Annotated in this window: 23 protein-coding genes; 15 read left to right on the top strand and 8 right to left on the bottom strand. The window is 73.9% G+C overall.

The features are described from left to right. Window positions 1–100: 100 nt before the first annotated feature. Window positions 101–1,135 carry an N-acetylglucosamine kinase gene (locus NYZ98_RS32810; RefSeq protein ID WP_262847482.1) on the bottom strand — a complete coding sequence of 345 codons (1,035 nt, stop codon included), beginning with the start codon at window positions 1,133–1,135 and terminating at the stop codon, window positions 101–103. Window positions 1,136–1,376: 241 nt separating this feature from the next. Between NYZ98_RS32810 and NYZ98_RS32805 the strand changes: the two genes are divergently transcribed. Continuing rightward, window positions 1,377–2,000: a hypothetical protein gene (locus NYZ98_RS32805; protein ID WP_262847481.1), complete on the top strand. Its 624-nt coding sequence runs from the start codon at window positions 1,377–1,379 to the stop codon at window positions 1,998–2,000. Window positions 2,001–2,099: 99 nt separating this feature from the next. Here the strand turns inward: NYZ98_RS32805 and NYZ98_RS32800 are convergent, their stop codons facing one another. After that, entirely contained in the window at window positions 2,100–2,933 is an 834-nt protein-coding gene (locus tag NYZ98_RS32800) for an NAD-dependent epimerase/dehydratase family protein (protein ID WP_262847480.1), read from the bottom strand. Between the two features lie 161 nt (window positions 2,934–3,094). On the opposite strand from NYZ98_RS32800, the gene NYZ98_RS32795 reads away from it, so the two are divergent. From NYZ98_RS32795 to ptsP, 8 genes are all read left to right on the top strand, one after another. Continuing rightward, complete coding sequence (locus NYZ98_RS32795) at window positions 3,095–3,856, top strand: DeoR/GlpR family DNA-binding transcription regulator (protein ID WP_262847479.1); 762 nt, start codon at window positions 3,095–3,097, stop codon at window positions 3,854–3,856. Further along, on the top strand, window positions 3,853–4,794 hold the full coding sequence (gene pfkB, locus NYZ98_RS32790; protein WP_262847478.1) for a 1-phosphofructokinase: 942 nt from the start codon (window positions 3,853–3,855) through the stop codon (window positions 4,792–4,794). The genes NYZ98_RS32795 and pfkB overlap by 4 nt, the downstream gene beginning before the upstream one ends. Before the next feature lie 60 nt (window positions 4,795–4,854). Then, entirely contained in the window at window positions 4,855–6,042 is a 1,188-nt protein-coding gene (gene mtlA / locus NYZ98_RS32785; protein WP_262847477.1) for a PTS mannitol transporter subunit IICB, read from the top strand. Window positions 6,043–6,048: 6 nt separating this feature from the next. Next, a complete protein-coding gene (locus NYZ98_RS32780) occupies window positions 6,049–6,357 on the top strand; it encodes a PTS lactose transporter subunit IIB (protein ID WP_262847476.1) in 309 nt (102 codons plus the stop codon). Further along, window positions 6,350–6,850 (top strand): PTS sugar transporter subunit IIA, encoded by a 501-nt coding sequence (locus NYZ98_RS32775; protein ID WP_262847475.1) that lies wholly within the window; start codon window positions 6,350–6,352, stop codon window positions 6,848–6,850. Before NYZ98_RS32780 ends, NYZ98_RS32775 begins: the two co-directional genes overlap by 8 nt. After that, window positions 6,847–7,887, top strand: a complete 1,041-nt coding sequence (locus tag NYZ98_RS32770; RefSeq protein WP_262847474.1) for a zinc-dependent dehydrogenase — start codon at window positions 6,847–6,849, stop codon at window positions 7,885–7,887. Before NYZ98_RS32775 ends, NYZ98_RS32770 begins: the two co-directional genes overlap by 4 nt. Before the next feature lie 12 nt (window positions 7,888–7,899). Next, window positions 7,900–8,181: an HPr family phosphocarrier protein gene (locus NYZ98_RS32765; protein ID WP_262847473.1), complete on the top strand. Its 282-nt coding sequence runs from the start codon at window positions 7,900–7,902 to the stop codon at window positions 8,179–8,181. Window positions 8,182–8,297: 116 nt separating this feature from the next. Then, a complete protein-coding gene (gene ptsP, locus NYZ98_RS32760; RefSeq protein WP_262847472.1) occupies window positions 8,298–9,944 on the top strand; it encodes a phosphoenolpyruvate--protein phosphotransferase in 1,647 nt (548 codons plus the stop codon). A gap of 163 nt (window positions 9,945–10,107) precedes the next feature. On the opposite strand, the gene NYZ98_RS32755 is transcribed toward ptsP, so the two are convergent. Beyond that, on the bottom strand, window positions 10,108–10,668 hold the full coding sequence (locus tag NYZ98_RS32755; protein WP_262847471.1) for a hypothetical protein: 561 nt from the start codon (window positions 10,666–10,668) through the stop codon (window positions 10,108–10,110). A gap of 199 nt (window positions 10,669–10,867) precedes the next feature. Between NYZ98_RS32755 and NYZ98_RS32750 the strand changes: the two genes are divergently transcribed. The 3 genes from NYZ98_RS32750 to NYZ98_RS32740 all read left to right on the top strand — a co-directional run bounded on the left by NYZ98_RS32750 (window position 10,868) and on the right by NYZ98_RS32740 (window position 15,477). Further along, window positions 10,868–12,283, top strand: a complete 1,416-nt coding sequence (locus NYZ98_RS32750; RefSeq protein WP_262847470.1) for an L-fucose/L-arabinose isomerase family protein — start codon at window positions 10,868–10,870, stop codon at window positions 12,281–12,283. Window positions 12,284–12,361: 78 nt separating this feature from the next. Next, window positions 12,362–14,020: an FAD-dependent oxidoreductase gene (locus NYZ98_RS32745; protein WP_262847469.1), complete on the top strand. Its 1,659-nt coding sequence runs from the start codon at window positions 12,362–12,364 to the stop codon at window positions 14,018–14,020. Beyond that, window positions 14,017–15,477, top strand: coding sequence for an ATP-binding protein (locus NYZ98_RS32740; RefSeq protein ID WP_262847468.1), 1,461 nt, complete (start codon window positions 14,017–14,019; stop codon window positions 15,475–15,477). The genes NYZ98_RS32745 and NYZ98_RS32740 overlap by 4 nt, the downstream gene beginning before the upstream one ends. A gap of 100 nt (window positions 15,478–15,577) precedes the next feature. Here the strand turns inward: NYZ98_RS32740 and NYZ98_RS32735 are convergent, their stop codons facing one another. Further along, entirely contained in the window at window positions 15,578–16,186 is a 609-nt protein-coding gene (locus tag NYZ98_RS32735; protein ID WP_262847467.1) for a TetR/AcrR family transcriptional regulator, read from the bottom strand. A 133-nt stretch (window positions 16,187–16,319) separates the two neighbouring features. Here NYZ98_RS32735 and NYZ98_RS32730 point away from each other — a divergent pair, with 133 nt between their 5' ends. After that, window positions 16,320–17,297, top strand: a complete 978-nt coding sequence (locus NYZ98_RS32730; protein WP_262847466.1) for an NADP-dependent oxidoreductase — start codon at window positions 16,320–16,322, stop codon at window positions 17,295–17,297. A gap of 85 nt (window positions 17,298–17,382) precedes the next feature. Here the strand turns inward: NYZ98_RS32730 and NYZ98_RS32725 are convergent, their stop codons facing one another. Further along, on the bottom strand, window positions 17,383–17,934 hold the full coding sequence (locus tag NYZ98_RS32725; protein WP_262847465.1) for a hypothetical protein: 552 nt from the start codon (window positions 17,932–17,934) through the stop codon (window positions 17,383–17,385). 265 nt (window positions 17,935–18,199) lie between these two features. On the opposite strand from NYZ98_RS32725, the gene NYZ98_RS32720 reads away from it, so the two are divergent. Beyond that, on the top strand, window positions 18,200–20,281 hold the full coding sequence (locus tag NYZ98_RS32720; protein WP_316249624.1) for a family 20 glycosylhydrolase: 2,082 nt from the start codon (window positions 18,200–18,202) through the stop codon (window positions 20,279–20,281). 46 nt (window positions 20,282–20,327) lie between these two features. On the opposite strand, the gene NYZ98_RS32710 is transcribed toward NYZ98_RS32720, so the two are convergent. Further along, window positions 20,328–21,551: a YeiH family protein gene (locus NYZ98_RS32710; RefSeq protein ID WP_262847464.1), complete on the bottom strand. Its 1,224-nt coding sequence runs from the start codon at window positions 21,549–21,551 to the stop codon at window positions 20,328–20,330. Then, window positions 21,551–21,682 carry a hypothetical protein gene (locus tag NYZ98_RS32705; protein ID WP_262847463.1) on the bottom strand — a complete coding sequence of 44 codons (132 nt, stop codon included), beginning with the start codon at window positions 21,680–21,682 and terminating at the stop codon, window positions 21,551–21,553. The genes NYZ98_RS32710 and NYZ98_RS32705 overlap by 1 nt, the downstream gene beginning before the upstream one ends. Before the next feature lie 360 nt (window positions 21,683–22,042). Here NYZ98_RS32705 and NYZ98_RS32700 point away from each other — a divergent pair, with 360 nt between their 5' ends. Further along, window positions 22,043–22,939 (top strand): LysR family transcriptional regulator, encoded by an 897-nt coding sequence (locus tag NYZ98_RS32700; protein WP_262847462.1) that lies wholly within the window; start codon window positions 22,043–22,045, stop codon window positions 22,937–22,939. Between the two features lie 45 nt (window positions 22,940–22,984). Here NYZ98_RS32700 and NYZ98_RS32695 read toward each other — a convergent pair whose 3' ends face one another. After that, window positions 22,985–24,301 (bottom strand): M1 family metallopeptidase, encoded by a 1,317-nt coding sequence (locus NYZ98_RS32695; RefSeq protein ID WP_262847461.1) that lies wholly within the window; start codon window positions 24,299–24,301, stop codon window positions 22,985–22,987.

Here is a 24,301-nt window from a genome sequence, read left to right as displayed (position 1 = left end):
TTTCAAGCACCCTGCGCGGCGTCGGCGGGTGTTTCAGGCACCCTGCGCGGCGTCGGCGGCCGTTTCAGGTGCTTCGCACAGGGGTTGGTGGGGGGCCGATTCAGGCGTTTTGCGTGGGGGTCAGGAGGCGTCGGTGGGCGGTCTCGGCCTCGGCGGCGGGTCTCGGGTGGGACGCGCCCTCGGCCGTGGCGGCGCGCAGGGCCAGGGCGGCGGCGCCGGCCGCGCCGTCGTGCGCCAGGACGACCGGGCGGCCGAGCAGGGCCCTGCCGACCCGCTCGCCCACCATGGTGGGCCGGGTCAGCAGCGACCCGGCGAGCACCACGGGCAGCCCGGGATCGCCGGGATCCACGGTCGCCAGCGTGCGCAGGAGCAGGCGGGCGGCGTCGTCCAGGATGGTGAGCGCCACCCGGTCGCCCTCCCGGGCGGCGGCCTCCACGACCGGGCTGAGCAGGCCAAGGCGCGCGGGCTCCCTGTCGTACACCGCCGCGATGACGGCCTGCGCGAGCGCCTCCCCCACCGGCTCCCCACCGTCGGAGGTGGCCGGAGGGGGGTCCTGGGTCAGGGTGGGCAGGACGCGGGCGGTCAGCACGGTCGGGGGGCCGCGGCCGTCCAGGGCGGCGAGCGCCGACTGGACCGCGCGCCTGCCGATCCACACCCCCGAGCCCTCGTCCCCGAGCAGCCACCCGTAGCCGTCGCACCGCCGCGCGATCTCGCGGTCCACGACCAGGGCGGCCACCGCCCCCGTGCCCGCGATCATCACGCTGCCCGTGGGGCGGGGGGTCGCGCCGGCGAAGGCGACCAGGACGTCGGTGACCACGGCGGGCAGGCCCGGGAGCCCGGCGGCCCCCCACGCGGCGGCGGCCAGGGCGTGCGCCTGCCTGAGGCCCGCCTCGCTCGCGCCGGCGAGCCCGAACACCCCGCCCGCGACGTCGGCGGGGCCGGAACCGGCCGGGAGCAGGGAGAGCGCCTCGGTGAGGGCGCGGGCGAGGTTGCCTCCGGGGTCGCGCGCGGAGCGGGGGTTGGCCCCTCCGGCCCGGCCCCGGGCGACGATCTCCCCGCCGAGCGTGGCCAGCAGGCAGCGCGTGCTCGTGCCGCCGCCGTCCACTCCGACGACCAGGGGTCCGGCGTCTCCCATGCCCCTCCCATGACACTGATCTCCCTGGGATTATAGGCGTCCGAAGGTTTTCGCCACCGGCCGTGACCTGGTCCGGCCTCGGCCGGTTCCGGCCGGTCGCCGGCACGCTCGGCGCGTCGCGGGAATCCGGCCGGGCGCCGACATGATCGGAGCGGTCGTCGCGTCGTGGGGGTGCGGCCGCCGAGGTGTGGCAGTCTGCGTAGCTCCGGGGAAACTCGACGGGGAGCACGGGGGAGCGCCGATGAGTGGCCAGCGCGTGGCGAGTGCCGAGGAGGGGGCCGGCGTCTCCGACCGTGTCGCCCGGTGGATCACCGAGATCTTCGCCCCCCAGGTCCTCGTCATCGGGCTCCCGCCCGTCGTGGGCCTGGTCTCCGACGGGTGGCCGGGATTCCGCTGGGGGCTGCTGGCCTCCGGCCTGTGCGGGGGCGTCCCGGCGCTGGTGATCGCCCTCGGGGTCCGGTCAGGGCGCCTGGACTCGCGGCACATCGTGGACCGCTCGCGCAGGACGGCGCCGCTGCTGGTGGCGGTCGCGGCCGTGGTGGCGGCGCTCGCGCTGCTGGCGGGGCTCGGCGCGCCCCGGCTCCTGGTCGCCACGGTGGCCGCGATGCTGGCCGGCCTGGCGGTGACGGTCCCGGTGACGCTGAAGTGGAAGATCTCCTTCCACGCGGCGGTGTCGGCGGGCACTGTGCTGGTGCTGGCGCGCGTCCTGCCGGTGGCGCCGACGCTCGCGGGCGGCGCGGTGGTGGTCGCCGTCGTGTGCTGGGCGCGCGTACGCCTGGCCCACCACACGGCCGCCCAGGTGGTCGCCGGGGCCGCGGCCGGGGGAGGCACGGCCCTGCTGACCCTCGTGCTGTCCGGCGTCTGACCACACCGCCCGGGCGCCCGCGCGGGCCAGGCGACCGCGAGGCCCCCCACGGGTGAGGCGCCCGATGGCGACCGCGAGCGTCCCCACCGGATGGGCGCGTCAGAGGTGGTCGCGCCAGGAGTGGCGGGGGACGAAGCCGAGGGCGTCGCGGGCGGCGTCGATGGCCAGCAGGGTCTCGAACTCGCCGAGGTCGCGCCGGATCTCCACCCCGGGGAAGACCTCCTTCATCAGCTCGGCCGAGGGCCGGTTCATGACGGTGTCGGCGGCGGCGATGACCAGGGCGCGCGCCCCCTCGGCGGGGGCGTCCAGGGCCAGGCGGCAGGCCGCGGCGGCGTCACGCTCGTCGATGTACCCCCACAGGTTCCACCTGCGCAGCGTCGCGTCCCGCCAGTAGCCGGGGAAGTCCTCGTAGTCGGCAGGGCCGAGGATGTTGGAGAACCGCAGGCCCACGAACGGGATGCCCGACCACTGCGAGATGTGCTGGGCCAGGGTCTCGGTGACCACCTTGGACAGTGAGTACGTCGAGGTCGGGAACGGGTAGTGGTCCTCGTCCACGGGGGCGTAGCGCGGGGGGACGTCGAACGGCAGGCCGAGGGTGGTCTCGCTGGAGGCCCAGACCACGCGGCCGGCGCCCGCCCGCGCGGCGGCCAGGAAGACGTTCGAGTTCATCGTGGTGTTGCGGTTGAAGGTCTCCGACGGCGTGTGGATCCCGGGCGCCGGGATGTTGGCGAGGTGGACCACGGCCCCGGCGCCGTCGAGCACCTCGGCCGCCTGGCCGTACTCGGTGAGGTCGGCGAGCAGCACCTGCGTTCCGAGGTCCTGTGGCCCTGGCCTGGCGTCGGTGGCCACGACCTCGTGGCCGTGGTCCAGCAGGTCGCGCACGACGGCCCGTCCGAGCCGGCCGGCGGCCCCCGTCACGCAGATCTTCGCCATGGTTCCTCCTGCGGTGGGCGTCACCGGGCTCATGCTGCCCCATGTCCCCTTTCTCCACACAACCGGGCGTCCACGAAGAATGCCCTGGAAACCTTGACGACCCAACATGTACGGGTATAAACAAAGACGAAACCAACTGGAAACGGCGGTGAATCAACACGATGTACGCCGAGGAGCGGCAACAGGAGATCCTGCGGCGCGCACGGGCCATCGGCAGGGTGGACGTCGTGACGCTGGGCGAGGAGTTCTCGGTCACCACCGAGACCATTCGCCGCGACCTGACCGTCCTTGAGCGTGCGGGCGTGCTGCGCCGGGTGCACGGCGGGGCCATCCCGGTCGAGCGCCTGGGCTTCGAGCCCGCGCTCGCCGCGAGGGACGAGGTGATGACGGCCGAGAAGGAGCGCATCGCCAAGGCCGCGGTCGCCGAGATCCCCGACGACGGCGCCATCATCATCGACGCGGGCTCCACGACGGGCCGCCTGGTGCAGATCCTGCCCCCCGACCGGGAGCTCACGGTGATCGTCAACTCCCCGCCGCTGGCCACGGCGCTGGCGGCGCGCGCCAACCTCAACGTCATCATGCTCGGCGGCCGGGTACGCGGGCGCACGCTCGCCACCGTGGACGACTGGGCGCTGCGCCCGCTCGCCCGGCTGAACGTCGACGTCGCGTTCATGGCGGCGAACGGCTGCTCGGTGGCCAAGGGCCTGACCACGCCCGACCCCGCCGAGGCGGCGATCAAGCGGGCGATGATCAAGGCGGCCAAGCGCAGCGTGCTGCTCGCCGACCACACCAAGTTCGCCGACACCTACCTCGCGTGCTTCGCCTCCCTGTCGGAGATCGACATGGTCGTCACCGACACCGGGCTCGACCCCGCGACGGCGGCCGAGGTCGCGGCGGCCGGGCCGGAGGTGGTCCGGGCGTGATCCTCACCCTGACGCTCAACCCCAGCCTGGACCGCACGATCGAGATCGCGACCCTGGCGCGGGGCACCGTCATCCGCGCCGCCACCGCCCACCTCGACCCGGGCGGCAAGGGCGTCAACGTGTGCCGGGCGCTGCTGGCCAACCAGATCAGGTCGTGCGCGGTCGTCCCCTACGGGGGCGCCGAGGGCGGCCAGCTCATCAGCCTGCTCGCCCAAGAAGGCATCCAGATGATCACCGTGCCGGTCGCCGGCCCCACGCGCTCCAACGTCACGCTGGCCGAGCCCGACGGCACCGTCACCAAGATCAACGAGCCCGGCACGGCGCTCTCGGCCGCCGAGCTGGACGCCGTCGCCGACGCGGTGCTCAGCGCCGCCGAGTCCGCCGACTGGGTGGTCGCCTCCGGCAGCCTCCCGCCCGGCGTCCCCGCCGACATGTACGCCCGCCTGTGCCGGCGGTTCACCAAGGCGGGCATCAACGTCGCCGTCGACACCAGCGGGCCCGCGCTCGTCCCCGCCGTCGCCTCGGCCCCGGCGCTGCTCAAGCCCAACCGCGAGGAGCTCGCCGAGGCCACCGGCGCCTCGATCGCGTCGCTGGGGGACGCGCTCGACGCCGCGGGCAAGCTGCGGGCCATGGGCGCGAGGTCCGTCCTCGCGAGCCTCGGCCCCGACGGCGCGCTGCTGGTCGAGGACGGCCAGGCCTGGTACGGCGAGTGCCCGGTGAGCGAGCCGCGCAGCACCGTCGGCGCGGGCGACGCCATGCTCGCCGGGTTCCTGGCCGCCGGAGCGCGCGGGCCCGAGGCGCTCGTCGAGGCGCTCGCCTGGGCCTCGGCCGCCGTGGCGCTGCCGGGCAGCCGGATGCCCTCGCCCGGGGACATCCACCGAGACCACGTCCGCATCCTCAATCCCGACCCCAACAAGCCGCTGACGCCCGGGGACTGAAAGCGGCACGTCACCACCCCGGCCGGCGCCACGCCGGCCACCCCGGAAGGAGCGACCCACATGGCCGATGCCTACACCCCCACGGTCCACGGAACCGGCGTCAAGGCGACGATCCAGCGTTTCGGCGGACACCTGGCCGGCATGATCATGCCCAACATCGGCGCGTTCATCGCCTGGGGCCTGGTGACCGCGCTGTTCATCCCCACGGGATGGCTGCCCAACAAGACGCTCGAAGCCCTGGTCAGCCCGATGATCAGCGTCCTGCTGCCCATCCTCATCGGGTACACCGGCGGGCGCATGGTCCACGGGCAGCGCGGGGCCGTGGTCGGCGCCGTCGCCACCATGGGCGTCGTCGTCGGGGCCGACGTCCCGATGTTCCTCGGCGCGATGATCGTCGGCCCGCTCGCGGCCTACGTGATCAAGCAGGTGGACGGGTTCATCCAGGAACGGACCAAAGCCGGGTTCGAGATGCTGGTGGACAACTTCTCCGCCGGCATCGTCGGCGCGGGGATGGCGATCCTCGGCGTGCTGGGCATCGGGCCCGTCGTCCAGGCGATCACCCGGGTGGCCGGCGACGGCGTCTCGTGGCTGATCGGCCACGACCTGCTCCCGTTCGCCTCGGTGCTCATCGAGCCGGCCAAGGTGCTGTTCCTCAACAACGCGATCAACCACGGCGTCCTCGGCCCGCTTGGCGTCGCCGAGGCCGTGAAGAACGGCAAGTCGATCCTGTTCATGCTGGAGTCCAACCCCGGTCCCGGGCTCGGCCTGCTGCTCGCGTACTTCTTCTTCGGCCCCCGGCTGCTGCGCCCCAGCGCCCCCGCCGCGATCATCATCCAGTTCCTCGGCGGCATCCACGAGATCTACTTCCCGTACGTGCTCATGAAGCCCCGCCTGATCCTCGCGGTGATCGCGGGCGGCGCGTCGGGCGTCCTGGTCTTCCTGATCACCGGTGCCGGCCTGGTCGCCACCCCCTCGCCCGGCAGCATCTTCGCCTACCTCGCGGTCACCCCCAGGGGCGGCTGGTTCGGCGTCATCGCCGGCATCGCGGTGGCCGCCGGGGTGTCGTTCCTCGTGGCCTCGGCGCTGCTGGGCTTCGGCCGCGCCAACGGCGACGAACCCGAGGGCGAGGCCCCCGACGCCGCCGCCGTCGGCCTTCCCGAGGGCGAGGCGGCGGCCGTGGGTACGGGTGCCGAGACGGCCGCGCAGCGGGACGAGAAGGAAATCCAGCCCGTCAACAGAGAGGGATGACCGCGGATGCCGAGCATCGACAGCAAGGACGTCAAGAAGATCGTGGTCGCCTGCGACGCCGGGATGGGCAGCAGCGTCATGCTGGCCAGCCAGTTGCGCAAGGCCCTGTCCGGCCTCTCCATCGAGGTCAAGCACACCCCGGTCAACGCCATCCCGGCCGACGCCGACATCGTGGTGTGCCACGCAGGGCTCGCCGCCCGGGCCAAGGCGACCGCGCCGGACAAGGTGCTGGTGCCGTTCCAGGTGTTCATCGGCGACCCCGCGGTGACCAGGCTCATCGCCACGATGAAGAACGGCGGCACCGTCGATGCCTGACACGGCGCCGCTGCCCCTGGACCCGAGGGCCGTCCGGCTCCGGGCCGAGGCCGGGTCGCGCGACGACGCGATCCGGCAGTGCGGCCAGGCGCTGCTCGCCGTGGGGGCCGTCGACGAGTCCTACATCGACACGATGATCGACCGCGAGCGGTCCATCTCGACCTACGTCGGCGAGGGCGTCGCGATCCCGCACGGCACGCTCGCCGGCAAGGACGCCGTCCACCACGACGCGATCAGCGTCCTGCGCTTCCCCGCCGGGGTCGACTGGGACGGCTTCCCGGTGACGCTGTGCATCGGCATCGCCGCGCGCGGCGACGGCCACGTGCGGCTGCTGTCGGAGCTGGCCCAGATCCTGCTCGACCCCGAGCGCGCCGAGGCCCTGCGCGAGGCCGACGACGTCGGGCTCGTGGTCCGGCTCCTGCAACCGGAGACCGGCCAAGACGCGGAACCGCCCGAGGGCGGGCCGTCCACAAGAGAGGAAACGCCCGAGTGAAGGTCGCCCGCTTCCACGCCCCAGGTGACATCCGCGTGGAGGACGCGCCGGAGCCCTCGCCGGGCCCCGGCGAGATCAAGATCCGCGTACGCAACTGCTCCACCTGCGGCACCGACGTCAAGATCTTCAAGCACGGTCACCACCACATCCGCCCGCCCCGCGTCATGGGGCACGAGATCGCCGGCGAGATCGCCGAGGTCGGCGCGGGGGTCACCGGCTGGGCGCCGGGCGACCGGGTGCAGGTGATCGCCGCGATCCCGTGCGGGCAGTGCGAGGAGTGCCGGCGCGGCCGGATGACCGTGTGCCCGAACCAAGAGTCCATGGGGTACCACTACGACGGCGGGTTCGCCGAGTACACGATCGTGCCGGCCAAGGTCATGGCCGTCGGCGGCCTGAACAGGATCCCCGAGGGGGTCGGCTTCGCCGAGGCCTCGGTCGCCGAACCGCTCGCCTGCGTGCTCAACGGCCAGGAACTGGCCCGCGTCGGCGACGGGGACGACGTGGTCATCGTCGGGTCGGGCCCGATCGGCTGCCTGCACGTGCGGCTGGCCCGCTCGCGCGGGGCCGGGCGCGTCTTCCTCGCCGACATCAACCCCGAACGCCTCACGATGGCCGCCGACCTCGTCCGGCCCGACGAGGCGATCAGCGGCAGGGACGTCGACGTCGTGGACGAGGTGCTCAAGCTGACCGGCGGCCGGGGCGCCGACGTGGTCATCACGGCCGCCGCGTCCGGGGCCGCCCAGCAGCAGGCGGTGCAGATGGCCGCCCGCCAGGGCAGGATCAGCTTCTTCGGCGGCCTGCCCAAGGACGACCCCTTCATCGCGCTGGACTCCAACCTCGTGCACTACCGCGAGCTGACCATCGTCGGCGCCAACGGGTCCAGCCCCCGGCACAACGCGCGGGCGCTGGAGCTGATCGCCACCGGCGCGGTGCCGGTCGGCGATCTCATCACCCACCGGATCCCGCTCGGCGAGGTCCTCGCGGGCATCGACATCGTGAGCCGGGGAACCGCGATCAAGGTCACCGTCGAACCCTAAGGAAACCCCGCCATGCCAGAGAAGACCGTCACCATCGCCTCACGCAGCGGTCTGCACGCCAGGCCCGCGAAGATCTTCGTCCAGGCCGCCGCCAAGCAGGGTGTGCCCGTACGCCTGCGGGTCGGCGACAAGCCGTCCGTGCCGGCCACCAGCATGCTGGGCGTGCTCGCCCTCGGCGCCGAGCAGGGCACGGCGGTGACCCTGCAGGCCGAGGGGCCGGGCGCGGAGGAGGCGCTGGACGCCCTCGCCGAGCTCCTGGCGCGCGACCTGGACGCGGAGGACCCCAATGCCTGAGCGCCACGCGACGCCTAGGTGCCACGCGATGCCTGGGCGCCACGCGACGCCTGAGCGCCGCGCGATGCCTGGGCGCCGCGCGATCCGGCGCGGGCGGGCCGGGAGGGCGGGCACCGATGGCTGACGTCGTGCGCGGACTCGGGGTCAGCCCCGGGCGCGCCGCGGGCCAGGCGCACCGGATGGCCCGGCCGCCGGTGCTGCCGCCGCGGGGCACGGTCACCGACCCCGCCAGGGAGATCGGCCTCGCGGTCGCGGCGCTGGCGGCCGTCGCCGGCCACCTCGAACAGCACGCGGCCAAGGCCGCCGGCGCCGACGCGCGGGCGATCCTGGAGGCGCAGAGCCTCATGGCGGCCGACCCCGCCCTGCGCGAGTCCGTCGAGGAGGCGGTCGGCGCGGGCCTCACCGCTGCGCACGCCGTCGACGCCGCCTGCGCCCACCACCGCGAGGCGCTCCTGGCGGCCGGCGGCTACTTCGCCGACCGCGCGGGCGACCTGGACGACATCCGCAACCGGGCCGTCGCGGCCGTGCTCGGCCTGCCGATGCCCGGCGTGCCCGACCCCGGCCACCCGTACATCCTCATCGCCGACGACCTGGCGCCCGCCGACACCGCCGGCCTCGACACCGGGACCGTCCTCGCGCTCGTCACCGAGAAGGGCGGCCCGACCAGCCACACCGCGATCCTCGCCCGGACCTTCGGCATGCCCGCGATCGTGGCGTGCCCCGGAGCCGCCGGCATCGGCGACGGGACGTGGATCACCGTCGACGGCGCCAGCGGCGAGGTCGCGATCGGCGTGGGGGAGGACACCGCCGCCGCCGTCCAGAGCGAGGCGCGGGCCGCGCGGGAGAGCCGGTCCGCCGGCCGGGGACCCGGGCGCACCGCCGACGGGCACCCGGTGCCGCTGCTGCTCAACATCGGCTCGGCGCGCGACCTCGGGACCGGGGACGCCGAGGGGGTCGGGTTGTTCCGCACCGAGTTCCTGTTCCTCGGCCGGGGTGACGCGCCCAGTTTCGACGAGCAGGTCGCCGCGTACACGGCCGTGCTCCAGGCGCTGCCGGGCCGGCGGGTGGTGATCCGCACCCTGGACGCGGGGTCGGACAAGCCCCTGCCGTTCCTCGGCCTGCCCGAGGAGGCCAACCCCGCACTCGGCGTCCGCGGGCTGCGCACCGCGCGGAACCGGCCGGAGGTCCTGGACACCCAGCTCGACGCGATCGCCGAGGCGGCGCGCGCGAGCGACGCCGAGACCTGGGTGATGGCGCCGATGGTCAGCACCGTCGCCGAGGCGGCCGGCTTCGCCCGGCGCGCCCGCGCGCGGGGGCTGCGCCACGTCGGGGTGATGGTCGAGGTGCCGGCGGCGGCGTTGCACGCGCGGCGCCTGCTGGCGGAGGTCGACTTCCTCAGCATCGGCACCAACGACCTCGGGCAGTACGCCTTCGCCGCCGACCGGCAGCACGGCGAGCTGGCCGACCTGCTCGACCCCTGGCAGCCGGGGCTGCTCGGGCTGATCGCCATGTGCGGCGAGGCCGGGCGGGAGGCGGGCAAGCCCGTCGGCGTCTGCGGGGAGGCGGCGGCCGACCCGCTGCTCGCCACCGTGCTGGTGGGGCTCGGCGTCGGCAGCCTGTCCATGGCCGCCCCGAGCGTCCCCGGCGTGCGGGAGGCGCTGGGCCGGCACTCGATGCAGGAGTGCCGGGAGCACGCCCGGCTCGCCCTGGCGGCCGGTGACCCCGCCGAGGCCAGGGCCGCGATGACCGGCGCCGGTCACTGACCAGGCGCCCGCCGGGCCGCCCACTCGCCCCGGGCGGTCCGGCACCCGCTCCTCGCACGGCCGTCGCACGGCCGGGCCGCTCACTCGCCCCGGGCGGTCCGGCACCCGCTCCTCGCGCGGCCGTCCCACGGCCGGGCCGCCGGGAGGCGCGTGCCCGGCGCGGCTAGGGGGAGGGTTCGGGGACCCGCTGCCACTGCGGGTCCCGGTACAGCACCACCGACGGGCCGCGCAGCAGCTCGTCGGGCGCCGACAGCATGACCAGCTCGCCGGCCGCCTCCAGCTCGCGCAGCAGGTCGCGCACGCGGGGCCCGACCGGCAGGCGGCCGACCGGCAGGCCGAGGGCCGAGCGGGTCGCGTCGGCGACCTCCGAGAGCCGGAACGGGCCGGGGAAGGCGTCGATGATGCCGCGGACGAGCTTGATCGTGATCACCTGTTCGGCCTCGCCTCGGGCGACCTCCCACACGAGCTGGACGTTGCGCCGGCCGGTGGCCGCGCAGGCCGAGCAGCGCCGGACGAACCCGGGGACCACCTCCTCGTCGGCGGACCCGAGGCAGGCGGTGCACTGGTTGGTCTCCGCGGCGTGCAGCTCGGCGGTCACCCTGGTCGGCAGGGGCGTCCCGCAGTCGCAGCGGAACGTGCGGAACGCGCCGCCCTGGACCAGGGCGAGATCGTCGGCGTTCTCGGGGATCTCGTCCCACTGCATGGTGATCGTGTGGTTGGCCATCGCCGGTGACTCTACCGATTCCGGCTGGTTCGGCCGGCCGAAAGCCCGCAAAGCATCCGGCGGCCGGCCCGCGTCCAGGGCCAGGCGGAGTCCATTGACAAGGCTCGATCGGCGGGTCTAGCGTCCGGGGAACAGTCTAGTAAAACGTTTTTACCCCCCCGTGTGGCGTTCCCGCGCCCCCGCGCGAGAGGAGATCGTCATGACCACGCAGCCGACCCCCGGTGCCAAGGTGGGGCTGGTCGCCGGGGGCCTCGGGGCCTACTGGCCCCAGTTCCCCGAGCTGCTGCCCCTGCTCACGCGCTCGGCCGAGCGCGTGAGCGAGCGCATGCGCGCGCTCGGCTGCGAGGTGGTGGACGCCGGGTTCGTCTCCGACGCCCAGGAGGGCGCGGCGGCGGCCGAACGCCTGCGCGAGGCCGGGTGCGACATCATCGTCGGCTTCCTCACCACCTACATGACCGCGACCATGCTCCTGCCGGTCGCGCAGCGCAGCGGGGCGCCGGTGCTGCTGATCAACCTCCAGCCGTCGGAGTCGATGGACCACGCGAGCTTCGACACCGGCCAGTGGCTCGCCTACTGCGGGGCGTGCCCGCTGCCGGAGATGGCCAACACCTTCATCAGGGCCGGCATCCCGTTCCGCTCGGTCTCGGGGTACCTGGAGGACGAGCGCGCCTGGGCCAAGATCGGGCGCTGGGTGCGGGCCGCCGGGATCCGGGGGGCGCTGCGGCGCGGCCGCCACGGCCTCATGGGCCACCTGTACCCCGGCATGCTCGACGTCGCCACCGACCTCACCCTGATCCCGGTCAACTTCGGCGGCCACGTCGAGGTCCTGGAGTTCGACGACCTGCGGGTCCGGGTCGAGAAGGTCACCGAGCCCGAGGTCAAGGAACGCATGTCCGACGCCAGGGACGTGTTCGACCTGGCCGATTCGGTGGACGAGGACGACTTCGCCTGGGCCGCCCGCGTGTCGGTCGGGCTCGACAGGCTGGTCGCCGACTTCGCCCTGGACAGCCTGGCCTACTACCACCGCGGCCTGGACGGGGAGGTCCACGAGCGGCTCGGCGCCGGCATGATCCTCGGCGCCTCGCTGCTCACCGCGCGCGGCGTCCCGGCCGCCGGGGAGTACGAGCTGCGCACCTCGCTCGCCATGCTGATCATGGACCGCCTGGGCGGCGGGGGGTCGTTCACCGAGTTCCAGGCGCTGGACTTCGAGCGCGGCCACGTCGAGATGGGCCACGACGGCCCCGCGCACCTCGCCATCAGCGCGACCCGCCCGCTGCTGCGCGGCCTCGGCGTCTACCACGGCAAGCGCGGGTACGGGGTGTCGGTGGAGTTCGACGTCGCCCACGGCCCGGTCACCGCCTTCGGGCTGCGCCAGGGGCGCGACGGGCGGTTCGCGTTCGTCGTCTCCGAGGGCGAGGTCGTCGGCGGGCCGCTCCTGCGGATCGGCAACACCACCTCGCGGGTGGACTTCGGCTGCGACCCGGGCGAGTGGACCGACGCCTGGAGCGCCACCGGCATCTCCCACCACTGGGCCCTCGGCACCGGCCACCGCGCCGCCGACCTGCGCGCCCTGGCCGACCTGATGGACGCCGAGCTGGTCGAGGTGCGGTCGTGAGGCGCCGAGGATCTCGCCACGGCAGGGTTACGGCTGCTCCTGGTCGCCTTTGTCCCCAGGCATGATTTCATTGAATACATGGCGAACCCGGCGATTCTGACCGTTGACGACGACCCGGCCGTCTCGCGGTCGGTGGCGAGGGACGTCCGGCGCCGTTACGGCGACCGGTACCGCATCGTCCGCGCCGACTCCGGGCAGGCGGCGCTGGAGGCCCTCCGCGAGATCAAACTGCGAGGCGAGCAGTGCGCCGTCCTGCTCGCGGACTACCGCATGCCCCAGATGAACGGCATCCAGTTCCTCGAGGCCGCGATGGACATCTTCCCGAGGGCCCGCCGCGTCCTGCTCACCGCCTACGCCGACACCGACGCGGCCATCGACGCGATCAACATCGTCGACCTGGACCACTACCTGCTCAAGCCGTGGAACCCGCCGGAGGAGAAGCTCTACCCGGTGGTCGACGCGATGCTCGACGCCTGGATCGCCGCGCCCGACGAGTCGATCAGCGAGACCCGCGTCGTCGGGCACCGGTGGTCGGCCCCCTCGTTCGCGGTCCGCGACTTCCTGGCCCGCAACCTGGTCCCGTACCGGTGGCTGCTGGCCGACGAGGCCGAGGGCGGGCGGCTGCTGTCGGCGGCCGGGCTGGGCGTCGACGACGTCCCGCTGGTCGTCACGCCCGACGGCACCTCCATGGTCAAACCGACCGAGTCCGACCTGGCCGCGCACGTGGGGCTGACCACCACCCCGGCCGAGGACTTCTACGACCTGGTCGTCGTCGGCGCCGGCCCCGCCGGTCTCGGCGCGGCGGTGTACGGCGCCTCCGAGGGGCTGCGCACGGTGCTGCTGGAGCAGCGCGCGACCGGCGGGCAGGCCGGGCAGAGCAGCCGCATCGAGAACTACCTCGGCTTCCCCGACGGGGTGTCGGGGGCCCAGCTCACCGACAGGGCCCGCCGCCAGGCGCTCCGGTTCGGCGCCGAGATCCTCACCACCCGCGAGGTCGTCGCCCTGGAGTCCGGCGGGTCGACCCGGCTGCTGCGCTTCGGCGACGGCAGCGTGATCGCCGCCCACACCGTCGTGCTCGCCACCGGCGTCTCCTACCGGATGCTGGAGGCGCCGGGGCTGGCCGCGCTGACCGGCAGGGGCGTCTTCTACGGGTCGGCGTCCACCGAGGCCCCGAGCTGCGCGGGCGAGGAGGTCTACATCGTCGGCGGCGCGAACTCCGCCGGGCAGGCCGCCATGCACTTCGCCAGGTACGCCCGCCGTGTCCACATCCTCATCCGGGCCGGCGACCTGCGGCGGTCCATGTCGCAGTACCTGATCGACCAGATCGAGGACATGGACAACATCGAGGTCCACCCGCACACCCAGGTGGTGGCCGCCGAGGGCGACGAGCACCTGCAGCGGCTGTCGCTGTGCGACCCGCGCTCCGGGCAGGCCCGCATGGTGGACACCTCGTGGCTGTTCATCTTCATCGGCGCCGAGCCGCGCACCGACTGGCTCGACAAGGCGGTGGTCCGCGACGGGCGGGGGTTCGTGCTCACCGGGCCCGACCTGCTCGCCGACGGCCAGCGCCCGCCGGGGTGGTCGCTGCCCCGCGACCCCTACCACCTGGAGTCCAGCATGCCCGGAGTCTTCGCCGCCGGCGACGTCCGGGCGGACTCCGTCAAGCGCGTCGCCTCCGCCGTGGGCGAGGGCGCCATGGCGGTATCGCTGATCCACCGTTATCTGGAGGCCCAATGACCGAGCCGGCAGAGACCGCCGCGCCGGACGACGCGGGCGCCGTCCGCCTGACCGCCGAAGATCTGCGGACCCTGTTCCTGTTCGAGTCGCTCAACGACGAGCAGCTCGCCAGGTTCGTCGAGAGCGGCCGCGTGGAGTGCCACAAGGGCGGTACCACGGTCTACCGGGAAGGCGAGCCCGCCACCTGCTTCTACGTGCTGCTGCACGGCACCATCGCGATGACCCGGCGCATCCAGGGCGACGAGGTCGAGGTCACCCGCACCGAGCAGCGCGGGGTCTACTCGGGCGCCATGCAGGCTTATGTGGGCGACCGCATCGGGCAGAACTACTCCAGCACCCTGCACGCGGTCACCGACTCCGAGCTGTTCACCCTGCCGGCCACGGTACTGGCCGCGTCGCTGCGCGAGTGGTTCCCGATGGCGACCCACCTGCTGGAGGGCATGTTCTTCGGCATGCGGGCCAACCAGACGATCATCGGGGAGCGTGAGCGGCTGCTCGCGCTCGGCTCGCTGTCGGCCGGGCTGACCCACGAGCTCAACAACCCGGCCGCGGCGGCCGTGCGGGCCACCGCCGTGCTGCGCGAGCGGGTCACCGGCATGCGCCACAAGCTGGCCATGATCGCCGACGGGCGGCTGGACGGCAGCAGGCTGCACGACCTGGTCGAGCTGCAGGAGGACGCGGTCAAGCGCGCCGCGAGCGCGCCGCCCCTGTCCGCGCTGGCCACCGCCGACGCCGAGGACGAGCTGGGCGACTGGCTCGACGACCACGACGTCACCGGCGGCTGGGAGCTCGCCGCCACGCTGGTGGCGGGCGGCATCGACATCGAGTGGCTGGAGCAGATCACCGGCGCGGTCGGCGGGGAGAACCTCGAGGCGGCCGTGCGCTGGCTCACCTACACCATCGAGACCGAGCTGCTGATGGGGGAGATCGACGACGCGGTCACCCGCGTCTCGACGCTGGTCGCCGCCGCCAAGCAGTACTCCCAGCTCGACCGGGCCCCGTACCAGACCGTCAACGTGCACGACCTGCTCGACGCCACGCTGACCATGATGCAGGCCAAGACCCCCGAGGGGGTGCGCACCGTCAAGGAGTACGACCGCACGGTGCCGCCCATCCCCGCCTACGCCGCCGAGCTCAACCAGGTGTGGACCAACCTGATCGACAACGCCTTCGGGGCCATGAGCCCGCAGGGCGGCACCCTGACGCTGCGCACCGGCCACGACGCCGACCGGGTGTTCGTCGAGATCGCCGACACCGGGCCGGGCATCCCCGCCGAGATCCGGCCGCGCATCTTCGAGCCGTTCTTCACCACCAAGGCGGTCGGCGAGGGCACCGGACTCGGCCTGGACATCTCCTACCGGATAGTCGTGAACAAGCACCACGGGGACATCCGGGTGGAGTCCTCGCCGGGGGACACCCGCTTCCGGGTCCTCCTGCCCATCGTCCCTCCCGTCTAGCCCGTCCCTCCCGTCTAGCCCGTCTGGTCCGCTCTGCTTCCGGGGTCCGCTGGGGGTGTTCCGTCCGGTCCGGGTTCGCCCCCGGTCACGCCCGGCGCCGTCAGCCGGCTCCCGGCTCCGGCGTGTCCCTGCGGGTGAGGCCGTCCATGACGAGCGACAGCAGGTGCTCGCGCCGCGCGGTGAGGGACGGGGCCTGGTCGCTGACCCAGCCGACCGCGCTGACCAGCGCGAACAGGTCGGTCCCGTCGATGTCGGCCCGAACCTCCCCGGCCTCCTGGGCGCGCGCGAGCAGGCGCGCGCCGGACCGGCGCATGGCCGCGCACGACGCGTGCAGCGGTGAGTTCTCGTCGTCGATCGTGGCCATCATGGAGGCGGCCAGGCCCCGGTAGACGGCGGCGCCCGCGGTGAACTCGCCCAGCCACTCCTTCAGCGCCTCGACGGGCGCCCGCGTGCCGGCCAGCGCGTCCGCCCGCTCGGCGAGCAGGTCGAACCGCCGCCCGAGCAGCGTCTCCAGCAGCGCGTCACGCGTCGGGAAGTGCCGGTACAGCGTCCCGAGGCCGACTCCGGCGCGGCGGGCGATGTCGCGCAGCGACGCCTGGGTGCCCTGCTCGGCGACCACGGTCCTGGCGACCGCGAGGATGCGCTCGAAGTTGCGCTGCGCGTCGGCGCGCTGGGCGCGCGGCGGGCCGGGGGCGGGCGGCGTCGTCATTTTCCGATCCTTGGGCCTAGTCAAACGGAGCACTGCTCCGTATATGATTCGGAACAGTGCTCCGGATACTACCGGAGGTCCGCTCCCGTGACCGGCGGGAGGGGCGTGCCGAGCCCTGGAACGAGGAGAGACGATGGCGAAGGCGACGATGATGGCCGTGCGCGTGCACGAGTTCGGCGGCCCCGAGGTGCTGACGTACGAGGAGGTGCCACGCCCCGAACCGGGTCCTGGCGACGTGCTGGTCCGGGTGCGCGCGGCCTGCCTGAACCCGCCCGACTGGTACGCGCGCACGGGCTTCGCCACCATCCCCGAGTCGATGCGCCCGGTGATGCCGCTGCCGTTCACGCCGGGATCGGACGTCTCCGGCGTCGTCGCCGGCGTGGGCCCGGGGGTCACCGGGCTGCGCGAGGGGGACGAGGTGTTCGGGCTGGTGCGCTTCCCCGAGCTCGGCAACGGCGGCAAGGGGTACGCCGAGTACACGACCTCGCCGGTGTCCCACCTGGCGCGCAAGCCGGCCGCGCTGGACCACGTCCAGGCCGCGGGCGTGCCGATGGCCGGGCTCACCGCCTACCAGTTCCTGTTCGACCACGTGCGGCTGGAACCGGGCAGGACCGTGCTGGTCAACGGCGCGGCGGGCGGCGTCGGCCATTTCCTGGTCCAGCTCGCCAAGACCCGGGACGCGCGCGTCGTCGCCGTCGCCTCGGGCCGCCACGAGGGCTTCCTGCGCGGGCTGGGCGCCGACGAGTTCGTCGACTACACCACCACCCGCGTGCAGGAGGTGGTCCGCGACGTCGACCACGTCTTCGACACGGTCGGCGGCCCCGACGGGCACCGGTTCCTGCCGGTGGTCCGGCGCGGCGGCACGATCAGCCCGGTGTTCTTCGGCGACTACCACACCGAGCGGGCGGCCGAGCTGGGGATCACGTTCCCGGGGGGTCAGGTCCGCTCCGACGGCGCCCAGATGGCCGAGCTGGCGCGCCTGGCCGACGCCGGTTCGCTCCGCGTCGGCGTGGACGGTGTGTACGCCCTGGCCGACGCGGCGAAGGCCCACGACCGGGCCGAGCGCGGGCACATCCAGGGCAAGATCGTCCTACGGGTCGCCGAGGACTGAGTCCCGCGCCGGAGCGGGGTGCTGAGCCGGAGCGGGTTTCGGGCCGCAGTGGGGTCCCGCGCCCGAGGTCACGGCGGGCCGGAGGCTACGAGCTCCCGGTGCCGGGTCCGATCTTCGCGGCGTCCAGGTAGCCGGTCAGGTAGCCGAGGCGGAACAGCTCATCGCCCGACGGTCCCTCGCCGGGCGGCGGGTCCTCCACGGGGCGCACGGCGGGCCGTTCCACCAGCCGCACCACCGGGACCGCGCGCCTGGCCCGGCTCGCGTCGCCCACCTGCGGCAGCAGGTGGGCCGCGGCGCGGCGCAGGGCGACCCCGTAGGCGCGTCCCGAGCCGTGCGGGCTCAGCGCGATGATGGAGGAGCCCATCGCGTCCGCCGCGCCGGGCGCGAGGTCGGAGACGGTGCCCTCCTGGTCCTCGTCCGCGCAGGTGAACAGGCGCACCACCTGCTCGCCGGCCCGGCCGGGCTCCACGTGCTGGACGATGGTGATCTGCACGGTGAACCCGCCGGCCGTCCGCAGCTCGGCGATGTCGGCCATGTGGGTGGTGTAGCTGCTGGGGTGCTCGCGCTCGCACCACCAGGGGCAGGTCGAAGCGGCGCGCACAGGGAGGGCCCTGACGGCGGCCATGGCGTTGCTCATGGGTTCTTCTCCTGCCGTAGATCGGAGCACGCGCGCGGTCGGCGATCGCGCGCGCGGACCGGGCGGCTCGTACGAGCGTCGACCGACTCGCAACCCGGCTTAGTCACGAATACGCACACCCGGCTCCGACAGTTCAGCGAAAGAAGAAACCGATTCGGATTATCCGGGCCAGGTCAGGGCGGAGGGCGGTCCCGTCGCTTGACGGTCCCTCTTCTGTAAGTAAGGCTTACTAATAATTTTCCCCATTTCGCCTGTAGGGGACGCCATGCGCAGTTCCGTCCCGTCCGGTCCCGCCCTCCGCCGCCTCGGCGCCCGCCTCCGTTCCGAAGGTGTCCGCCTCCGCCCGGACGCCGCCCGCCTCCGCCTCCGCTCGACGGCCGCCCGCCTCGCCGGGGCCGCGCTGCTCGTGGCGGGCAGCGCCCTGGTCGCGGTGGCCGGGGCGGCACCGGTGGCCGCCGCCGCCTCGCTGTCCGACCTGGTCCCTGCGCCCGTCTCGGCGCAGCCCGCCGCCGGCACGACGTACACCCTGCCGTCCGGGGCGGGCGTCTTCACCGAGCCCGGCTCGGCCCCGGCCGCCGGCGTGGGCGCCTACCTGGCCGGGATCCTGCGGCGGTCCACCGGGTACGCCCTGCCGGTGTCGGCCGCGCCGGCGGGCACCCCCGCCTCCGGCATCTCGCTCCTGCTGACCGGCGCCGACCCCACTGTGGGCGCGCAGGGGTACCAGCTCGACGTCACCGCGGGCGCCGTGGTGATCCGGGCGCAGACCCCCGGCGGGCTGTTCAACGGGGTGCAGACGCTGCGCCAGCTCCTGCCCGCGGAGATCGAGAGCGCGACGGTACGTCCCGGCCCCTGGACGGTGCCCGGCGGGCGCGTCGTCGACTACCCGAGGTTCGCCTACCGGGGCGCCATGCTCGACGTCGCGCGGCACTTCCACCCGCCCGCCACGGTCAAGCAGTACATCGACCGGATCGCGCTGTACAAGGTGAACTACCTGCACCTGCACCTGTCGGACGACCAGGGGTGGCGGATCGTCGTGGACGCCTACCCGAGGCTGGCCACCTACGGGGGAAGCACCCAGGTCGGCGGCGGCGCGGGCGGCTACTACACCAAGGCGCAGTACCAGGACATCGTCGCCTACGCGGCGCAGCGGTACGTCACCATCGTGCCCGAGATCGACATGCCCGGCCACACCAACGCCGCGCTCGCCTCCTACGCCGACCTGAACTGCGACGGGGTGGCGCCGTCCCTCTACACCGGGACCGCCGTCGGGTTCAGCTCGCTGTGCACGTCCAAGGAGGCCACCTACACGTTCGTCGCCGGCGTGCTGTCGGAGCTCGCGGCGATGACCCCCGGGCCCTACCTGCACGTCGGCGGCGACGAGGCGAGCGCCACCTCGGCCTCGCAGTACGCCACGTTCATGAACCGCGTCCAGCCGCTGGTCACCGCCACCGGCAAGAGCGTCATGGGCTGGCACCAGATCGGCGCCTCGGCGGTGCAGCACTCCGCCGGTCGCGTGGTGCAGTACTGGGGCCTGACCACCTCGGACTCGCTGGTCACCTCGGCGGTGTCGCGGGGCGCGAAGGTGGTGATGTCCCCGGCCAACAAGGCCTACATCGACATGAAGTACAACGCGCAGACCCCGATCGGCCTGAGCTGGGCGGGTTACATCGAGGTGCAGACCGCGTACGAGTGGAATCCCGGCACGTACCTGAGCGGCGTGCCCGCCTCGGCGGTGCTGGGCGTCGAGGCGCCCATGTGGACCGAGACGATCGTCACCGAGGACGACATCGAGTACATGGCGTTCCCCCGGCTGCCGGCCATCGCCGAGCTGGGCTGGTCGCCGTGGACGACGCACTCGTGGGACGCCTTCCGCGCGCGGCTCGGCGCCCAGGGCCCCCGCTGGACGATCATGGGCATCGGCTTCTACCGTTCCCCGCAGGTGCCGTGGAGCAGTGGCACCTCCGGCGGCAGGTTCGAGGCGGAGAACGCGTCGATCTCCCAGGGCGTGGTGGAGTCCAACCACGCCGGGTACTCCGGCACCGGGTTCGTCAACTACGACAGCGCGAGCGGCGCCTACGTCCAGTGGACGGTCAGCGCCGCAGCCGCCGGCCCGGTGACGCTGGCGCTGGGGTACGCCAACGGCACCTCCGCCGACCGGCCGATGGACGTCCGGGTCAACGGCGCCCTGGTGGCGGGCGGGATGTCCTTCGCCGGGACGGGCGCCTGGACCACCTGGCAGACCAGGACCCTGACCGTGAACCTGCCCGCGGGGACCAGCACCGTCCGCGCCACCGCCACCACGGCCGCGGGCGGTCCCAACGTGGACTACCTGGAGGTGCGGCCCTAACGGGACGGCCCTCCCGGCGGCGTACGCGCCGGGAGGGCCGCTCCGGTCAGGCGACGGTGAACCCGCTGAACAGCAGCACCGCCAGCCCGAGCGCCACCACCACGTTGACCACCGTCGCGCTGGCGAACACGACCACCGGCCGCCACCCGGCCTCCCGCAGCGCCGAGACCCGGAACTCCAGCCCGATGCTCACGAACGCCAGGATCAGGAACCACACCCGCAGGTCGTTGGCGACGCCGATGACCGCCTTGCCCTCGGCGGCGGCGACCGTGGTGAGGTACCACGTCGCGATCACCGACGCGGCGACGAACCCGAGGACGAACTTCGGGAAGCGCCGCCACAGCTCGCCGAGTCCCGGGCGGGCGGCGTCAGGACGGCGCTCGACGCGGAAGGCGAACCAGGCGGTGAGCAGCACCACGACGACGCCGATGAGGGCGTTCTGGGTGACCTTCACGATCGTCGCCACCGCCAGGGCATGCTCGCCCACGATCGTCCCCGCGGCGGTCACGGCGGCGGTGGTGTCGATGTTGCCGCCGATCCAGGCGCCCGCCACCTCAGGGCTCAGCCCGAGCGCCGACGCGGCGGCCGGCAGGATGAAGATGGACGGCAGGGCGAAGGCGATCACCAGGCTGGCGCTGTAGGCGAGCTGCTCGCGCTTGGCCTGGACGGCCCCGGCGGCGGCGATCGCCGCGCTGACCCCGCAGATGGACACGGCGGCCGACAGCAGCGCGCGCAGCTTGTCGTCCAGCCCGAACCGGCCGCCGAGCCACCAGGTGAACAGGAACACCGTGGTGATCAGGACGATGCCCTGGACGATCGCCGGCCCGGCGGCGGTGACGATCACCTTGAGGTTGATCGAGGCGCCGAGCAGGACCAGGCCGGTCTTGATGAAGAACTCGGTGCGGAACCCCCCGGCGAGGCGATCCCTGAGCCCGGTGGCGGTGAGCACGGCGTTGCCGAGCAGGCCGAGGACCACGGCGTAGATCGGGTACTCGATGGCCTTGGCGAGGTCGGACCCCTCGAACCAGCCGGAGACGTTCTTGTCCAGGAAGCGGGTGGCCGCGCCGAGGACGAGCACGACGACGACACCGAGGACGGCCCACCCCACGGACGAGGGCGGGGCGGCGGGTCCGTCGGGCCCGCCGGGCTCGGGGGCCTCGGCCCGCTCGGGGGTCACGGCGCCCTCGGGGGCCTCGGCGCGATCGGCGTGCCCGGCGCGTTCGGCGCGGTCGGGCGCCTCGGGGGGTGAGGTGGTCTCTTCGGCGGTCATCAGGGCACCAGCCCGGTGGGGATGACGCCGGTGATGACCAGTGCGAGGAGGACGAGCCCGAGGATCGTGGCCGCCCAGTCCTCGTTGAACGCACGGCTGCCGCCACTCGCGGGCGGTTCTGGCTCACTCATGGGAGTGCCTTTCCATGGCCGGTGACGGCCATCCCAGGCGGGCGGGAACACCCCCGGGCTCCCGCCCGCTCCGATGGAGGAGGTCGGCGAGGCGGCGGCCGGCTGCGGGGCCCGCCGCTCCGCCCGCCCTTGATCCTGCGGCAAATTCCCTATAAATACAATAGGGAATACATGAAATTTTCGACAGGCCGCCCGGCCATGCCGCCCGTGCTGCTCACGGGTGCCCCGCCCGCCCCCGTACCGCCCGCTCGCGGGGGAGGCGCGGCCGGCGGTAGGCTCCGAGCGCCATCGGCGCCGGTGAGGTCACCGGCCACCACCCATAGGAATCCCGATGGCGTTCTTCGACACGGGGGAGCCCGCGTGGACCTATCCCATATACGGACGTTCCTCGCCGTCTACCGGGCGGGCTCGCTGACCGCCGCGGCGCCGCTGCTCGGGCTGTCCCAGCCGACCGTCACCGCGCAGATCCAGGCGCTGGAGGGCGAGATGGGGCAGCGGCTCTTCCAGCGGCTCGCCCGGGGCGTCGCGCCCACGCCGGTCGCCGACGAGCTGGCACGCCAGGTGGCCGCGCCCATCGACGCCCTCGCCGCCGTCACCGGACGGGGCCTGCCCGGCCACCGGACCCCGGCCCCTCCGGTCCACCTCGCCGGTCCCCCCGAGCTCACCACCATGCGCGCGCTCCCCGCCCTGGCCGGCCTGGTGGACCAGGGCCTGAGGCTGCGGGTCACCACCGGCCAGGACGCCGTCCTGCTCGCGGGGCTCGGCACCGGGCGGTTCGACATCGTGATCTCCGCCGTCCGGCCCAGGGGCAAGGCCCTCACCGCCACCCCGCTCATGGACGAGGAGTTCGTCCTGGTCGCGGCGCCGGCCTGGGCGGACCGCGTCGACCGGGCCCGGCTCGGCGCCGACCCGGTGGCCGCGCTGCGCGGCGTCCCGCTCGTCGCCTGCGCCGAGGACCTGCCCGTCATCCGCGGCTACTGGCGCACGGTGTTCGGCGCGCGCCCCGCAGGCGGCGCCGCCGTCGTCGTGCCCGACCTGCGGGCCGTGCTGTCCGCCACCCTCGCCGGCGCCGGCGTCACGGTGCTGCCGCACCACGTCTGCGCCGCCGAACTGGCCGCCGGCGACCTGGTGGCCCTGCTCCGGCCGGAGGTCCCGCCGGCCGCCACCCTGTTCCTGGTCACCCGCGCGGGCGCCGCCGCGCTTCCCCACCTCGCGGCCGTGCACGAGACGCTGCTGGCCGCGGCGCCCTCCTGGTGACCGTCCGCTCCGAGCGTCCGGCCGGGACCGGTGGCCCCGGGGGGCTCATCCGAGAGCGGCCGGCAGGGCGGGCAGCCGCTCGGTGTACAGCCACGCGGTGAAGAACCCCTCCAGCGGGGCGACCGCGTACCGGCCCGCCAGGCGGGTGAACCGGTCGGTGGTGACCGCCCCGTGCTGGTAGGTGGCCGTCCACTCGCGCAGCATCGGGAAGAACGCGGCGTCGCCGAGCGTGCGCCGCAGGGCGTGCACGGTGAGCGCGCCCCGCTTGTACACGCGGTCGTCGAACAGCCGCCGCGCCCCCGGGTCGGCTAGCGGGAAGTCCTGGGGGAGCCGCGCGAGCCTGCGGTGCCAGCGCTCGGCCAGGACGTCGGCGGTCTCGCCGCCCGACGCCTCCGACCACAGCCACTCCGCGTACGCGGCGAACCCCTCGTGCAGCCAGATCTCCCGCCAGCCCTCCAGCGTCAGGCTGTTGCCGAACCACTGGTGGGCCAGCTCGTGGGCGACGAGCCGCTCCTCGCCGCGCCGGCCGTCCATGTGGTTCCTGCCGAAGATCGACATCCCCTGGGCCTCCACCGGGATGTCCAGCTCGTCGTCCACCACCACCACGGTGTACGAGCCGAAGGGGTAGGGGCCGAACAGCTCGGTGAACAGCTCGGCCATCAGCCCCTGGCGGGCCAGGTCGTACCGCGCACGCGCGGCGAACCTCGGCGGGAACAGCAGCCGCTGGGGCACCGCGCCCGGCACCTCCACCGCCTGGTAGCGGCCGATCTGCACGCTCGCCAGGTACGTCGCGGTCGGCTCCGCCTGCTCGTACACCCACGTCGTGGTGGACGCGCCGCGGCGCCGGGCGGTCAGCCGGCCGTTCGCCACCACCTCGTACGGGGAGGCCGTGGTGACCGAGATCCGGTAGGTGGCCTTGTCGCAGGGCTGGTCGTTGCACGGGAACCACGACGGCGCCCCGGTCGGCTGGCTCGCGACGATCACCCCGTCGGTGAGCTGGTCCCAGCCCAGCCCGCCCCAGCGGCTCGGCGCCGGGCGCGGGTTGCCCCCGTACCGGATCTCCACGGTGAACAGCGTGCCCTCGTGGAGCGTGCGGATCGGGGTGACGCGCAGCTTGCCCCCGGTGTGGGCGAAGCGGGCCGGCACCCCGTCCACCAGCACCGCCGTCACCCTGAGCCGGTCCAGGTCAAGGGCGAACGAGACCAGCGACCGCGTCGCGAACGCCGAGACCGTGGCGGTCGCCCGGAGCCGGTTGGCGCCCACCCGGTAGTCCAGGGCCAGATCGTAGTGCTCGACCCAGTACCCGTCGTTGCCCCGTTCCGGAAAGTAGGAGTGGCGGGAGTCGCTCGGTGCCACGCTCAC

Source organism: Sphaerisporangium corydalis, from assembly GCF_025506355.1.
In the GTDB taxonomy this organism is placed as follows: domain Bacteria; phylum Actinomycetota; class Actinomycetes; order Streptosporangiales; family Streptosporangiaceae; genus Sphaerisporangium; species Sphaerisporangium corydalis.
The sequence above is the reverse complement of the archived record's forward strand: the minus strand, read 5'-3'. Positions and strand labels throughout refer to the sequence as shown.

What these genes read in the sequence shown, in the direction of transcription:
- NYZ98_RS32745 (WP_262847469.1), top strand. Translation starts at nt 12,362, where the DNA reads ATGGCGAACCCGGCGATTCTGACCGTTGACGACGACCCGGCCGTCTCG.
- NYZ98_RS32750 (WP_262847470.1), top strand. Translation starts at nt 10,868, where the DNA reads ATGACCACGCAGCCGACCCCCGGTGCCAAGGTGGGGCTGGTCGCCGGG.
- NYZ98_RS32775 (WP_262847475.1), top strand. Translation starts at nt 6,350, where the DNA reads ATGCCTGACACGGCGCCGCTGCCCCTGGACCCGAGGGCCGTCCGGCTC.
- NYZ98_RS32765 (WP_262847473.1), top strand. Translation starts at nt 7,900, where the DNA reads ATGCCAGAGAAGACCGTCACCATCGCCTCACGCAGCGGTCTGCACGCC.
- NYZ98_RS32725 (WP_262847465.1), bottom strand. Translation starts at nt 17,934, where the DNA reads ATGAGCAACGCCATGGCCGCCGTCAGGGCCCTCCCTGTGCGCGCCGCT.
- NYZ98_RS32730 (WP_262847466.1), top strand. Translation starts at nt 16,320, where the DNA reads ATGGCGAAGGCGACGATGATGGCCGTGCGCGTGCACGAGTTCGGCGGC.
- NYZ98_RS32800 (WP_262847480.1), bottom strand. Translation starts at nt 2,933, where the DNA reads ATGGCGAAGATCTGCGTGACGGGGGCCGCCGGCCGGCTCGGACGGGCC.
- NYZ98_RS32710 (WP_262847464.1), bottom strand. Translation starts at nt 21,551, where the DNA reads ATGACCGCCGAAGAGACCACCTCACCCCCCGAGGCGCCCGACCGCGCC.
- ptsP (WP_262847472.1), top strand. Translation starts at nt 8,298, where the DNA reads ATGGCTGACGTCGTGCGCGGACTCGGGGTCAGCCCCGGGCGCGCCGCG.
- NYZ98_RS32740 (WP_262847468.1), top strand. Translation starts at nt 14,017, where the DNA reads ATGACCGAGCCGGCAGAGACCGCCGCGCCGGACGACGCGGGCGCCGTC.
- NYZ98_RS32780 (WP_262847476.1), top strand. Translation starts at nt 6,049, where the DNA reads ATGCCGAGCATCGACAGCAAGGACGTCAAGAAGATCGTGGTCGCCTGC.
- NYZ98_RS32805 (WP_262847481.1), top strand. Translation starts at nt 1,377, where the DNA reads ATGAGTGGCCAGCGCGTGGCGAGTGCCGAGGAGGGGGCCGGCGTCTCC.
- NYZ98_RS32755 (WP_262847471.1), bottom strand. Translation starts at nt 10,668, where the DNA reads ATGGCCAACCACACGATCACCATGCAGTGGGACGAGATCCCCGAGAAC.
- mtlA (WP_262847477.1), top strand. Translation starts at nt 4,855, where the DNA reads ATGGCCGATGCCTACACCCCCACGGTCCACGGAACCGGCGTCAAGGCG.
- NYZ98_RS32720 (WP_316249624.1), top strand. Translation starts at nt 18,200, where the DNA reads ATGCGCAGTTCCGTCCCGTCCGGTCCCGCCCTCCGCCGCCTCGGCGCC.
- NYZ98_RS32795 (WP_262847479.1), top strand. Translation starts at nt 3,095, where the DNA reads ATGTACGCCGAGGAGCGGCAACAGGAGATCCTGCGGCGCGCACGGGCC.
- NYZ98_RS32735 (WP_262847467.1), bottom strand. Translation starts at nt 16,186, where the DNA reads ATGACGACGCCGCCCGCCCCCGGCCCGCCGCGCGCCCAGCGCGCCGAC.
- NYZ98_RS32705 (WP_262847463.1), bottom strand. Translation starts at nt 21,682, where the DNA reads ATGAGTGAGCCAGAACCGCCCGCGAGTGGCGGCAGCCGTGCGTTCAAC.
- NYZ98_RS32810 (WP_262847482.1), bottom strand. Translation starts at nt 1,135, where the DNA reads ATGGGAGACGCCGGACCCCTGGTCGTCGGAGTGGACGGCGGCGGCACG.